The 11,747-nt window shown below is 53.7% G+C and carries 15 protein-coding genes; 3 read left to right on the top strand and 12 right to left on the bottom strand.

Annotated elements, in window-relative coordinates; translation table 11 throughout:
• Nucleotides 1-24: 24 nt before the first annotated feature.
• From AABB29_RS10315 to AABB29_RS10305, 3 genes are all read right to left on the bottom strand, one after another.
• Complete coding sequence (locus AABB29_RS10315) at nucleotides 25-660, bottom strand: acyl-homoserine-lactone synthase (protein WP_341366998.1); 636 nt, start codon at nucleotides 658-660, stop codon at nucleotides 25-27.
• A gap of 100 nt (nucleotides 661-760) precedes the next feature.
• On the bottom strand, nucleotides 761-1,582 hold the full coding sequence (locus AABB29_RS10310; RefSeq protein WP_341366999.1) for a LuxR family transcriptional regulator: 822 nt from the start codon (nucleotides 1,580-1,582) through the stop codon (nucleotides 761-763).
• 310 nt (nucleotides 1,583-1,892) lie between these two features.
• Complete coding sequence (locus AABB29_RS10305; RefSeq protein ID WP_341367000.1) at nucleotides 1,893-3,263, bottom strand: 1-acyl-sn-glycerol-3-phosphate acyltransferase; 1,371 nt, start codon at nucleotides 3,261-3,263, stop codon at nucleotides 1,893-1,895.
• Between the two features lie 250 nt (nucleotides 3,264-3,513).
• On the opposite strand from AABB29_RS10305, the gene AABB29_RS10300 reads away from it, so the two are divergent.
• Nucleotides 3,514-3,852 (top strand): H-NS histone family protein, encoded by a 339-nt coding sequence (locus tag AABB29_RS10300; protein WP_341367001.1) that lies wholly within the window; start codon nucleotides 3,514-3,516, stop codon nucleotides 3,850-3,852.
• A 76-nt stretch (nucleotides 3,853-3,928) separates the two neighbouring features.
• Here AABB29_RS10300 and AABB29_RS10295 read toward each other — a convergent pair whose 3' ends face one another.
• From AABB29_RS10295 to AABB29_RS10255, 9 genes are all read right to left on the bottom strand, one after another.
• The gene (locus AABB29_RS10295) at nucleotides 3,929-4,708 is read right to left on the bottom strand and encodes a succinate dehydrogenase iron-sulfur subunit (RefSeq protein ID WP_341367002.1); all 780 of its coding nucleotides are present in this window, start codon (nucleotides 4,706-4,708) and stop codon (nucleotides 3,929-3,931) included.
• 40 nt (nucleotides 4,709-4,748) lie between these two features.
• Complete coding sequence (locus tag AABB29_RS10290; RefSeq protein WP_341367003.1) at nucleotides 4,749-5,054, bottom strand: hypothetical protein; 306 nt, start codon at nucleotides 5,052-5,054, stop codon at nucleotides 4,749-4,751.
• Complete coding sequence (locus tag AABB29_RS10285) at nucleotides 5,054-5,392, bottom strand: succinate dehydrogenase (RefSeq protein WP_341367004.1); 339 nt, start codon at nucleotides 5,390-5,392, stop codon at nucleotides 5,054-5,056. The genes AABB29_RS10290 and AABB29_RS10285 overlap by 1 nt, the downstream gene beginning before the upstream one ends.
• Nucleotides 5,392-7,197, bottom strand: coding sequence for a succinate dehydrogenase flavoprotein subunit (gene sdhA, locus AABB29_RS10280; protein ID WP_341367005.1), 1,806 nt, complete (start codon nucleotides 7,195-7,197; stop codon nucleotides 5,392-5,394). Before sdhA ends, AABB29_RS10285 begins: the two co-directional genes overlap by 1 nt.
• 17 nt (nucleotides 7,198-7,214) lie before the next feature.
• Nucleotides 7,215-7,592, bottom strand: coding sequence for a succinate dehydrogenase, hydrophobic membrane anchor protein (sdhD, locus tag AABB29_RS10275; RefSeq protein WP_341367006.1), 378 nt, complete (start codon nucleotides 7,590-7,592; stop codon nucleotides 7,215-7,217).
• Between the two features lie 8 nt (nucleotides 7,593-7,600).
• The gene (gene sdhC, locus AABB29_RS10270) at nucleotides 7,601-7,984 is read right to left on the bottom strand and encodes a succinate dehydrogenase, cytochrome b556 subunit (RefSeq protein WP_341367007.1); all 384 of its coding nucleotides are present in this window, start codon (nucleotides 7,982-7,984) and stop codon (nucleotides 7,601-7,603) included.
• Between the two features lie 236 nt (nucleotides 7,985-8,220).
• Nucleotides 8,221-8,424, bottom strand: coding sequence for a DUF1737 domain-containing protein (locus AABB29_RS10265; RefSeq protein WP_341367008.1), 204 nt, complete (start codon nucleotides 8,422-8,424; stop codon nucleotides 8,221-8,223).
• A gap of 4 nt (nucleotides 8,425-8,428) precedes the next feature.
• Entirely contained in the window at nucleotides 8,429-8,983 is a 555-nt protein-coding gene (locus tag AABB29_RS10260; RefSeq protein ID WP_341367009.1) for an NnrU family protein, read from the bottom strand.
• Nucleotides 8,980-9,825 (bottom strand): CoA ester lyase, encoded by an 846-nt coding sequence (locus AABB29_RS10255; protein WP_341367010.1) that lies wholly within the window; start codon nucleotides 9,823-9,825, stop codon nucleotides 8,980-8,982. The genes AABB29_RS10260 and AABB29_RS10255 overlap by 4 nt, the downstream gene beginning before the upstream one ends.
• 201 nt (nucleotides 9,826-10,026) lie before the next feature.
• Here AABB29_RS10255 and AABB29_RS10250 point away from each other — a divergent pair, with 201 nt between their 5' ends.
• Both AABB29_RS10250 and mdh read left to right on the top strand, forming a co-directional pair.
• Nucleotides 10,027-10,341: a hypothetical protein gene (locus AABB29_RS10250; RefSeq protein WP_341367011.1), complete on the top strand. Its 315-nt coding sequence runs from the start codon at nucleotides 10,027-10,029 to the stop codon at nucleotides 10,339-10,341.
• A 403-nt stretch (nucleotides 10,342-10,744) separates the two neighbouring features.
• Nucleotides 10,745-11,713 carry a malate dehydrogenase gene (gene mdh, locus AABB29_RS10245; RefSeq protein ID WP_341367012.1) on the top strand — a complete coding sequence of 323 codons (969 nt, stop codon included), beginning with the start codon at nucleotides 10,745-10,747 and terminating at the stop codon, nucleotides 11,711-11,713.
• The last annotated feature ends 34 nt before the right edge of the window (nucleotides 11,714-11,747 follow it).

The following is an 11,747-nucleotide window of genomic DNA, read 5'->3' as shown; positions in this document are numbered from 1 at the left end:
GTGCGCGCGTGAAAGATCGTCGGCCTAAGCGGCCTTTCTTACCTCAGATACGGCATGACCAAATGATCGGGCAAACCAATGCTCTGATATCTCAGACGACAGTCCAGCGCGCTTGAGAACTTTGATGCGATCCTCTGGCCGGAAAGGCCACAGACCAACGCTGATCTTATCACGGCCCTCACCCGCGCTGCCCAACACCTCGGGCGATGCACCAATCATCGAATAGATCCGTACCATGCGCGGATCAAACACGCCCAATAGATGGGTCAGGGCAAATGCGCGCATCAGCTCGCCCCCAGCAAGCATCATCGCTGCCGCCACCCGCGAATTTGCGCCCTGGCCAAGGACGAAGCGCGTGCATTCCCAAATGAAAGGGCTGCGAATATCGACGCCGTTTAAGAGTTCCGAGAAATGGTCATTGACCATCGTTTGCTCGGTCGTCGGCAGGAACCGCATTGAGCCGCCATGGGTACCGTCCCGATTTTCCCAAATGACATAAAGCGGGTTCATGGCGTCATATTCATCCTGCTCCCAGCCCTTGTCGTCGACATGAACGTCCCACTTCAAACGTTCGGCAAATTGACTGGCCCGATCACGATGCATGGTGTCCTGCAAAACAGGGTATTCCGATAGCGCATTTCCATAAATGTAACGAAGCATTTCTGACCCTTCTCAAGCTGATGATGGCTTGAGACTAGGCTGGCTCTGCCGCGCAAAGGTTAACGCGTCGGTCGAGCTATTAATGATTTGTTAATAATTATTAACTAGCCGCAATTTTCAGGACTTTGTCATCAGTTTTGCGCCCCGGCCACCCTCCATTGGCCGCCCGTGCAGCCCCACCAATCAGGATCAAACCTTCACTTGTGGCGCGGGCGACCGCGTGGGTGGTATTCAAGGCGCCTAGCTTGAAGCGCGCGCTTTCGATATAGGCTCGCAAAGTATGCTCAGAAATGCTTAGCAAATCGGCCACTTGCCCCCTGCTATAGCCCATCCCCAAATATGTCAGGGCGTCAGTTTCTCGCGGGCTTAACGCGCGGATAGGCTCGGGTGCCCGCCCCTTTTCCAATTCCAACGCTTTTTGATTCAAGTAATGGGCAATCAAAATCCAGTCACGTTGATGATTGGTCGTGAATTCCGCCCAGCTTTCGTCATCCGTTGTGTGAGATGCGGTAAACAAGGCGAGTTGCCCATTTGGACCACGGATGGGAATTGAGAAGCCCTGCGTGCCAATGCCATAGGTCTGCGCATCTTTCCGAAATGCGCGCGCGGCCTTTGAAGACCAATCAAGTCGTTTCCAATCGACGGGATGAAAGCGCTGAAAGCACCCGATGATCACGGGATCAACGCGAATATAATCCTTTTCGGCGTAACGCTCTGCCCAGGCCGGGTCATAGGTGCCAAAGCCGTATTGCTCCCCATCGGCGCTGACCCAGTGATAAACGACATGATCAATTGCGAATGCATCACGCAGCCCAATGATCAAGTCTTGGATTTGCTCAAGCGCGTCTGCTTGCTCCAGTTCCTGCAAAAACGAGTCCAGTTCCAGGGCCGTTACCTCCCACCTGTCGGGACGGTTTCTCATGCGCGCTACTGATCTCAGCAGATGCGATCAGCGCAGCCTCATCGAGCTGTGACGCCAAAATCGGAAGATCATTCGTGCTGGCGAACGACTTCAGATCGGCGAGTACATCGATTATCCATTCATGTCCCATAACCAAACTCTCTATTAATCATTAACGAAGTGTTAACAACCCATGGTAGCATGAAGATTCTTACAAAGTTATTCACGTCTTCAAACCCCCCAATAATGGCGGGTCGACAGCGGTTTTTTGGAAGGAAATCCATATTTTATTGGGCAAATACCTGACTAAAAGCATCAACAGCTACGACTATCAGGCGCCTTCTAGCGCGCGAAAATGGTGGGCAATTGAGTTCGCATAATAGGTCAGGATGTCCCGTCCAAGTTCAGTAACGACAACGCCTTCATCTGTCTCATCGATCAATCGCCTGGCTGACATGCGGCTCAACGCATCCGCGACAATCACACGTGGATGGCGGCTTGGCGCTGGCAATTCACGGTCTGTCAAAAAGCGGACCATATCGTCAACGCGCGTCTCAAGCTCTTCTCGTAGGATCGGGCCGCTTTGCAAAATTAGTCGTGCCACCAACGGCATGCCCAAGACGGGAACGACATCCGAAATGCGGCGCATAAGTTCATCGGCAACCTTTGATGTTGGATCACCTGTTTCATCTTGAATGAATGTCGACAATTCCAAAGGTTCACCAAAACTGACCGATGCCGTTCCAAATCCGCGAAAACGTCCGGTCATACGCAACAAAAAATGACGAGACACCCGGCGCAGAACGTTGAGTAATGGCGGGCGGAACCGGCGCTTTCCGGATTTGTCCGCAGCAATCAGGAATGTGTCCTCCAAAACGCGATCGTAGTTCAAAGCCACGGGAACAAAGATCACTTCGCGTTTTTCAGGGTCGAAGTCATCGATGATGTAATTGAGCAATCCCAGGCGCGGCGATGCTAGTTTTCCATCCAAGCTCAGCCCGCCCTCTGGAAAAACGGCCTGGCTCACCCCACCCTGCGTGGCCATTTGGACATATCGGGCTAATACCTTGCGATATAAAGCACCCCGCGATTTGCGCCTGATGAAATAAGCCCCCATCGCACGAATTATCGGTGAAAGTGGCCAGACCCGCGCCCATTCACCAACCGCATAAGACAACGCGCCAGCATTCGCCGCAAGATATGTTACCAATACATAATCCATATTGCTGCGATGATTGATGACAAAAACAACGGCCGCGTCAGGATCAATCTCAGCCAGGCGTTTACGGTCAAAGGACCCCAATCGAATATTATACAGCGACTTCGACAACCATTTCGCCAAGCGAATACCGATACTAAAATACGCGGTCGCAGAGAATGACGGCACAATTTCACGCGCGTAACGACTAGCCCTTTCAAATGCGACATTCTCGGGAACCTGCTCTTTGCGGGCATATTCGACGATGGCCTGCGTGACTTCAGGATCATAGATTAAGCGTTGGATCATATCATAGCGGCGGGCCAGCTTAAACGGTTCAATCGGGCGCTGCAGACGCTCGTTCAACTGCGCAATGACACGTTCGGCACGCTTGCGGAAAAACCAACGGACCGATGGAAACAAGAAATGGGATGCAAACGTGACGCCAGCAAAAAGGACAATCAGTACAAAAACCCACAAAGGTAAGGAAACAGTTTGCGTCATGGCGCAAGGGTGACAGGGTTCGATTGCCGCGTAAATCCCATCTTCGACAGCGCTTTGAAGCTGTGACTAAAGTGTTTTCCCACCGACAGAATCTGAAACCTTGACGAAGGGCACGTTCCATTCCGATCACAAACTTATCAACGCGAAATCCCGAGCCGACTACACTTTTGGATAGAGACGCATTAATTGAGAGGTGGAAAATACCGTTTAAGCTGATAAAGGGCGATGATCATCGCATAGGAAGGCAGAAATGAAACCCGACCTCAAATCAATGACACGCAAAGAGCTGGAAAAGCTCAAGGGACAAATCGACAAAGCACTCGATAAGCTAGCTGCAAAAGACAAAAAGAATGCGCTTGCAGCTGCAGAGAAAGCGGCGGCGGCTCATGGATTTTCGCTTGCTGAAATCACCGGCAGCGTTGCGGAAAAGAAAACGCGTAAAGGCAAACCGGGCCCGAAAACGGCATCTGCACCAAAATACCGTAACCCCGATAACCCTGACCAAACATGGACAGGCAAAGGACGTCAGCCGGAATGGTTCAAAGCCGCTATCGCCAGCGGCGCAACGCCAGACGCTATGGAAATCTGATCCATTGACCTAAAAAATGATCCCGCCAATTTGACGGGATCATTTTCCAGGCATTCCCATTTAAAACGGCAGTGTCTTAAACGACCCGTTCGACCATCATCTTTTTGATATGCGCAATTGCCGATGCAGGGTTAAGGCCCTTGGGGCAGGTCTTGGCGCAGTTCATGATCGTATGACAGCGATAGAGCTTGAAAGGATCTTCCAGCTCATCCAACCGCTCGCCGGTGGCTTCATCCCGGCTGTCAATGATCCAGCGATATGCGTGTAGCAAGGCAGCAGGCCCAAGGTAACGATCGCCGTTCCACCAGTAGGACGGGCAAGATGTGGAACAAGAGGCGCACATCACACATTCATAAAGACCGTCCAGCTTTTTGCGATCTTCAATAGACTGCTTCCATTCCTTCGCAGGCCGGTTCGTCTTGGTTTCAAGCCACGGCATGATGCTGGCATGCTGTGCGTAGAAATGGGTCAGATCTGGGATCAAATCCTTAATAACCGGCATGTGCGGCAGCGGGTAGATTTTCACATCGCCCTTGATCTCATCCATCCCATAAATACAGGCGAGCGTATTGATCCCGTCAATATTCATCGCACAGGATCCACAAATGCCCTCTCGGCAAGAACGGCGGAATGTCAGTGTTGGATCAATCTCATTCTTAATTTTGATCAACGCATCCAAAACCATCGGGCCACATGTATCCATGTCGACAAAATACGTATCGAGCGATGGGTTCTTTCCATCATCTGGATTCCAGCGATAGATCTGCACTTTGCGCAGGTTTGTCGCGCCCTCAGGCTTTGGCCATGTCTTGCCCGTTGTCATACGGGAATTCTTGGGCAGTGTCAGTTGCACCATTTTGATGTTCCTTCCGTCAAGAGCATCCAAACATTCTTCATCACAAGACCAACAAGCGAGGCGGCCGGATCGGCGGCTCTCCTGTCAGGTCAATCACACAGGACTCGTAAACTTCCAAAGGGTCCCGTCCACGCAGCAAGTCTGCACTTAGGCCGATACTGAGACCGACTGAGGTGCCAGTTTGGCTGTTAATGCCAACATTCCCAGAAACATCTGGCGCCTGCGCCGCCTGCGCACGTTGTTCGCAACGCTGCGCCGCCTCTTCAGGCGTTGGTGGTGTCGTCTCGCAGGCCGCCAAAAGCACCCCACAAACTGTCAGTATATAGGCAGGGGCCCGGCAGATCATCAGCCGAGCACCGACAGGATATCCCCGACGCCCAATGTATCTTCGGCGATGCAGGAAACGGTATCCGGGCGCTGAGCAATCTCAAGCACCAGCGATGTCGTTGCATCCGTCGTTCCCGTCAAAGCGGCTTGGCCAATCGTCACAATCTCAGACGCCGAGGCGTTATCGATAATACAATCCGTTGCGACAGATGCATCAACGCCGGGGAACCGGGCCTCAACAATGCCATTCACAACTGTCTTGGCACCACTTCGGGCAACGTCATCAACCGAGGTTGCCCCGTCAAGGCAGCCTGACAAACCAAACGCAGCCACCAGTGTAAGAGGAAGAATTCGCATTAGAACGTCCTTTCTTTCGGCGCAATCTTTGCTTCGCTGATACCACCTTGCGCTTCGGTGGTCAGCGGCGCGGTCACAACCGGGCGATAGCTGAGCTTTACCTTCGCAGCATCAACATGTGACAACGTATGTACGCGCCACTTTTCATCGTCTCGCTCTGCGTAATCCTCATGCGCATGGGCGCCGCGGCTTTCCTTGCGTGCCTCAGCACTGACAATAGTCGCCAACGCGTTCGGCATGAGGTTTTCAAGCTCCAGCGTTTCCATCAGATCACTGTTCCAGACAAGGCTACGATCAGTCACTTTCAGATCGTCCATTTTACCTGCAATCGCGGTCATCTTCTCAACACCTTCGGCCAGCGTCTTATCGGTGCGGAACACGGCCGCATCGGCCTGCATGGCGCGCTGCATCTCAAGACGAAGGTCCGCAGTGGGGACGCTGCCGTCTGCATGACGAACCCCATCAAACCGATCAAAACACGCATCAACAGATGCCTGGTTCAACGTTGGGTTTGGCGCATCGCGGTCGACGACCTTACCGGCCTGGATCGCGGCGGCGCGGCCAAAGACGACAAGGTCAATCAAGCTGTTCGATCCAAGGCGGTTCGCGCCATGAACAGATGCGCAGCCCGCCTCACCAACAGCCATCAGACCTGGCACAATCCTGTTGGGGTCTTTCTTGGTCGGGTTCAGAACTTCACCGTGATAATTCGTCGGGATACCGCCCATGTTGTAGTGCACAGTCGGCAGGACCGGGATCGCCTCTTTCGTCACATCGACGCCCGCAAAAATCTTGGCCGATTCAGAGATACCGGGAAGGCGCTCGGCCAATGCCTCAGATGGCAAGTGGTTGAGGTTCAAAGAGATATGATCCCCATTCGCCCCAACACCGCGCCCTTCGCGAATTTCCATTGTCATGCAGCGGCTAACATAATCGCGTGGGGCAAGGTCTTTATAATTCGGGGCATAGCGCTCCATAAAGCGCTCACCCTCAGAATTGGTCAGGTAACCCCCTTCACCGCGCGCGCCTTCGGTGATCAGGCAACCGGCGCCGTAGATACCCGTTGGGTGGAATTGCACGAATTCCATATCCTGCAAAGGCAGGCCTTGGCGGGCAACCATACCGCCACCGTCCCCGGTGCAGGTATGGGCTGAGGTCGCGCTGAAATAGGCGCGGCCATAACCGCCAGTGGCCAGAACAACTGTCTTGGCGTTGAACACATGCATGGTGCCGTCATCCAGCTTCCACGCGATGACGCCCTGACAGATGCCATCGTCTGACATGATCAGATCAAGGGCGAAATATTCGATGTAAAACTCAGCCTGTTGCTTCAAAGACTGGCCATACAGCGTATGCAAAATAGCATGACCAGTCCGGTCAGCCGCTGCACAGGTACGTTGCACCGGGGGGCCTTCACCGAATTCGGTCGTATGACCACCAAAGGGGCGCTGGTAAATCTTACCCTCTTCCGTCCGGCTGAATGGAACACCGTAGTGCTCCAACTCATAAACCGCTTTGGGGGCTTCGCGGGCCAGATACTCCATCGCATCCGTATCACCCAACCAGTCGGACCCCTTTACGGTGTCATACATATGCCATTGCCAGCTATCAGGGCCCATATTGCCAAGGGATGCCGCAATACCGCCCTGAGCCGCCACAGTGTGCGAGCGTGTCGGGAAAACCTTGGTGATACAAGCCGTGCGCAGGCCTTGTTCAGCCAGACCCAATGTAGCGCGCAAACCAGCGCCCCCGGCCCCTACAACAATCGCGTCATAGACATGGGTTTCGTATTCGTAAGCTGCCATAAAAGTTGCTCCGGGGGTTAAAGCGCGATTTTCGCGACGGCGAAAAGACCAGTTAACATCAGCAGATAACCAAATGCGGTCACTGCGACGATTGTAAGCTTACCGGCTTTGCCGGGAACGTAATCCTCAATCGCAACAAGCGTTTCCTGCATGGTGTGATAGACGATAACAATAATGCTCACCGCGAGAACAAGCGCCGGGAAAGGTTTACTGAAATAGGCGATCACCTCTTCATAGGTGCCGCCAAGACCATAGCCAAAAGTCATAATGAATACGGGAACAATCACAACAAGGGCGATTGAGGTCATCATCATCTGCCAATGATGATGCGTACCCTGACGGGAGGCTCCTAAACCCTGGGCACGTTTGCGGTCGGTAACATATTTCATGCTCATGCCCTCTCTTACAGAACGATGACGAAGAAGATGGTCAGGAGGGTGGCCAAGACAAACATGCCTGCGCCAAGGTCCTCCGACTTTTTGACATCCAGACAATAGCCAAAATCCCAAACCACGTGACGCAGGCGGCCCAGCATATGATAGATCAGCGCCCATGTGCCGCCGAATAAGATCAAATCGCCAAACCAACCGGTCAAAAATCCATTCATCCCGGCGAAAGCGGTTTCAGATGTAGAAGCGGCCATGAGCCATGCGACGACCAGAATGGCCAGAACAAAGACTGCGATACCTGTAATTCTCACCATGATCGATGACATCGACGTCATCTGCGGGCGGTAAATCAAAATGTGGGGTGATAACGGGCGGTTGCCTCGGTTCACGTCGGCCATTGTTGGTTCCCTTCGCTGGCTTCATCGTCGGCAAGACGATAGCTGGCACTTGTTTGCACCATTCAGACATAAGAGTCACGCAGACGAAAGCTACTAAGTTGTGAAAAATGGTCACAGCAGAGCGAGTTTTTTCAAATTGTGATCACAGTCGAAAAAAGTGTGATCACAAAATTCGATCGAAGCTTCCGTTTTGATCACACTAGGCGTCTTGCCCGATTATGCCTTAGTAGGGTTACTCACTGCTCACCCAGTTTCATATCCGGGCTGTAGGGGGTGTCGACATCCTTTGTCACCGCCTGCCCGCAGCGCATCACCCCATTTGCATGATCAAACGCATAAGTCGGATCGCCATATAGTTCCCAACCCTTTGCAAGGGCCTCAGACACTTTGTGGCAAAACGCAGCCGTATCGTCCGCAGTTAGCATTCTGTAGATCTTCATGTCGCTATCCCCATGGTGTGACGCCCAATGCGTAATGTATGCCCATCACGATGAAAACGGTCACCAAAGTGGCGACAATCGCGATCACTTCTTTCTTAAAAGGCGCCCGTTCGGGCGGTGTCCATGGTCCGTCTTGGGCATTGATCAGCGCGATCTCAACAATTGCCCAAACCAACAGACCACCGAACAAAACGAATGATGGCGTGTCGCCATTTACAATCAAATGGGCGATGGCCCAGGTCGCGATAGCGGTCAATTGTGGATGACGCAGTTTGGTGCCCAACCAAACGCGGGCGCCCTTTGGACCGGCCACAGCGAACAGATAGAATGCAAAAATCATCAAAAGATTATTGATACCAACCTTCATCGGATCACGGCCCCAGTAGTAGGTACCGTCCGCAGCGCGGTATCCAATCACCATCAAAGCAACGCTGATCACGATGAGCAGGGCAACCAGCCCCTTGCCCCTATCACCAAGGCTTCCGCGCGCCGCAGGGGCAAGCCGTTTAAACAAATGCGCCGCCCACCAAAGGGCGACGCCAAAGGTAAGGATGATCATGATGTCTCCAATGCGGCGATGGCGTCAGCTTTGGCCAAAATCGCCCGAGCAGACGTGACATGCAAGTTCTCAACGATCCGGCCATCCAGAACGGCCACCCCCTGCCCGGCCGCTTCGGCTTGCTCAAAGGCCACGATCTGCCTACGGGCCTGGGCCAATTCATCGGGGGTTGGGGCGAAAATCGCGTTCGCCGTGGCGATCTGGTCTGGATGGATCAAGGTTTTGCCGTCAAACCCCAAGGCTCGGCCCTCTTGGCATTCGGCAAGCAGCCCATCCTGGTCATGAAACGCATTATAGACGCCATCCAAAACAGCAATCCCAGCTGCGCGCGCCGCCAAAACCGTCATTTGCAAGGCGGCCCCCAATGCCGCACGCCCATGCGCCCGCAAATCATGCGCAAGATCATTCGTACCCATAACCAAACCAGTCACCGCCGGATGGGCGGCAATTTTGGGCGCGTTCAGAACACCAGCAGGTGTTTCGATCATCGCCCATATCGGCAATCCCGGCAGCATATTGGTGATCTCATCGATTTGCGTAGGTGAGCCCACCTTGGGCAACAACACTGCATCACATTGCATGACGGCAAGCGCCCGCGCATCATCGCGCCCCCACTCGGTATCTAGCCCATTGATCCTGACAATGCGCATCCGAGGAACATAGCTGCCCCTTTCGCCCAGCGCATTTTTCAACGTCTCGCGCGCGGCAATCTTGGTGGCAGGGGCAACCGCATCCTCCAGATCAAACAGGATGACATCAGCCGCAAGACCCAACGCCTTTTCCAGCGCGCGGGGCTTTGAAGCAGGAATATAAAGAGCCGAACGATAAGGGCGGTCTGACACAATTTTCACCTATGAATCTGGTGCTTAGATAACGACAGACAATGGCTAGCCACTCAAGCGCAAAAGGCTTTTGATCCAAAAATACAGTGCCCGTCACGGTGTATTAACCAATTTGCGTCAAGTTACTTTCAGAATTTGTTCCACTTGCCTGACTGCGACGGAACTGTGCCGCGGTCGTCCTCTCGCTAGAAGGTGAACCAAATGAAGCGTAATCTATTTCTTATGTCTTTCGGCATCGGTGCGATGTTCCTTGCTGCCAATCATGCACATGCGCAAACCCGCAATTGTGCCGCCCATGAAACCGTGGTTGAACGTCTGGCCGTCCGGTATGGCGAAAGCCGGCAATCCATCGGACTCGGCGCCGATAATTCGGTCATCGAAGTCTTCGCATCGACCGATACCGGCACATGGACAATTACGATGACACGCCCCGGCGGTCCAACCTGCCTCGTGGCGGCTGGCCAAGCCTTTCAACATCTGAATGAAGCCTTGCCGAATGTCGACCAAGGCACCTAACTGATCCCCCAATATGAAAATCGGGCGCGCATCACGGCAATGTTGCGCGCCTAGAACTGGCAAGGAAATTCCCCGAATCGTAGGGGGTTTCCCGCGCCTCGCCTCCTTTTTCCGGGCGCTGCCCTCGCGCAAATATGCGCTTTGTTTTGCAGCAGTAAGCTATTTTCTTGACGAAAATATCGCCTGACCCATTGCGAAGCCGACAACAGGCGGCGCAATACCTATAACCACCAAAAATTGTTGGGTAAGTGCTGCGTCCTGAAGGCGTTTCGGCACGCTTCGCCTAGTCTCTCATTTTAGCCGTTATAACGGTTATGTGGGCGGGCTTGAAATGCCGCACACTTGCACCCAAGGGCGCAAAGGACTAGGGACTCCGCCAAACGAACCAGGACAGGATGATCCCATGGCCAGACCCAAAATTGCCCTTATCGGCGCCGGACAAATCGGCGGCACCCTTGCGCATCTCGCTGCAATCAAAGAACTTGGCGATGTCGTCATGTTCGATATCGCCGAAGAGGGTGACATCGCCCGCGGCAAGGCGCTCGACATCGCAGAGTCGGGCCCGGTTGCTGGCATCGACGTGGCATTGAAGGGCACAAATGACTATGCGGACATCGCTGGCGCAGATGTTTGCATCGTCACAGCGGGTGTTGCACGCAAGCCAGGCATGTCGCGCGACGATCTGCTTGGGATCAACCTCAAAGTGATGAAATCTGTTGGCGAAGGCATCGCAGCCCACGCGCCTGACAGCTTTGTCATCTGTATCACAAACCCGCTTGATGCGATGGTTTGGGCGCTGCGCGAATTCTCTGGTCTGCCGACTGAAAAAGTCTGCGGCATGGCTGGTGTCCTCGATTCTGCGCGGTTCCGCCACTTCCTTGCCGAAGAATTTGATGTCTCCATGCGCGACGTGACTGCATTTGTGCTTGGCGGACATGGCGACACAATGGTGCCGCTGACACGTTATTCAACAGTTGCCGGTATCCCGCTGCCCGATCTGGTTGAGATGGGCTGGACCACACAAGACAAGCTGGACGCGATCGTACAGCGCACACGCGACGGCGGCGCAGAAATCGTTGGCCTGCTGAAAACCGGGTCCGCGTTCTACGCTCCCGCCACATCCGCAATCGAAATGGCCGAGGCCTATCTGAAAGATCAAAAACGTCTTCTGCCTTGCGCAGCCTACGTTGACGGCGGCTACGGCCTGAACGGCTTCTATGTTGGTGTGCCGACCATCATCGGTGCTGGCGGCGTCGAGCGTGTGGTCGAAATCAAAATGAACAAAGAAGAGCAAGCCATGTTCGACAAATCTGTCGACGCGGTCAAAGGTCTGGTCGAAGCCTGCAAAGGGATCGACGGCAGCCTTAGCTAAGACTTCGCAAACGAATACAAAACGGGCGTCCCAA

Origin of the sequence: Yoonia sp. BS5-3 (genome assembly GCF_038069655.2) — a bacterium.
GTDB lineage: Bacteria > Pseudomonadota > Alphaproteobacteria > Rhodobacterales > Rhodobacteraceae > Yoonia > Yoonia phaeophyticola.
Note: the sequence above shows the minus strand (reverse complement) of the source record. Positions and strands in the feature narration are given on the sequence as shown.

Coding starts and splice junctions, on each gene's coding strand:
- AABB29_RS10315 (WP_341366998.1), bottom strand. CDS start 660: ATGCTTCGTTACATTTATGGAAATGCGCTATCGGAATACCCTGTTTTG.
- AABB29_RS10310 (WP_341366999.1), bottom strand. CDS start 1,582: ATGAGAAACCGTCCCGACAGGTGGGAGGTAACGGCCCTGGAACTGGAC.
- AABB29_RS10305 (WP_341367000.1), bottom strand. CDS start 3,263: ATGACGCAAACTGTTTCCTTACCTTTGTGGGTTTTTGTACTGATTGTC.
- AABB29_RS10300 (WP_341367001.1), top strand. CDS start 3,514: ATGAAACCCGACCTCAAATCAATGACACGCAAAGAGCTGGAAAAGCTC.
- AABB29_RS10295 (WP_341367002.1), bottom strand. CDS start 4,708: ATGGTGCAACTGACACTGCCCAAGAATTCCCGTATGACAACGGGCAAG.
- AABB29_RS10290 (WP_341367003.1), bottom strand. CDS start 5,054: ATGATCTGCCGGGCCCCTGCCTATATACTGACAGTTTGTGGGGTGCTT.
- AABB29_RS10285 (WP_341367004.1), bottom strand. CDS start 5,392: ATGCGAATTCTTCCTCTTACACTGGTGGCTGCGTTTGGTTTGTCAGGC.
- sdhA (WP_341367005.1), bottom strand. CDS start 7,197: ATGGCAGCTTACGAATACGAAACCCATGTCTATGACGCGATTGTTGTA.
- sdhD (WP_341367006.1), bottom strand. CDS start 7,592: ATGAGCATGAAATATGTTACCGACCGCAAACGTGCCCAGGGTTTAGGA.
- sdhC (WP_341367007.1), bottom strand. CDS start 7,984: ATGGCCGACGTGAACCGAGGCAACCGCCCGTTATCACCCCACATTTTG.
- AABB29_RS10265 (WP_341367008.1), bottom strand. CDS start 8,424: ATGAAGATCTACAGAATGCTAACTGCGGACGATACGGCTGCGTTTTGC.
- AABB29_RS10260 (WP_341367009.1), bottom strand. CDS start 8,983: ATGATCATCCTTACCTTTGGCGTCGCCCTTTGGTGGGCGGCGCATTTG.
- AABB29_RS10250 (WP_341367011.1), top strand. CDS start 10,027: ATGAAGCGTAATCTATTTCTTATGTCTTTCGGCATCGGTGCGATGTTC.
- mdh (WP_341367012.1), top strand. CDS start 10,745: ATGGCCAGACCCAAAATTGCCCTTATCGGCGCCGGACAAATCGGCGGC.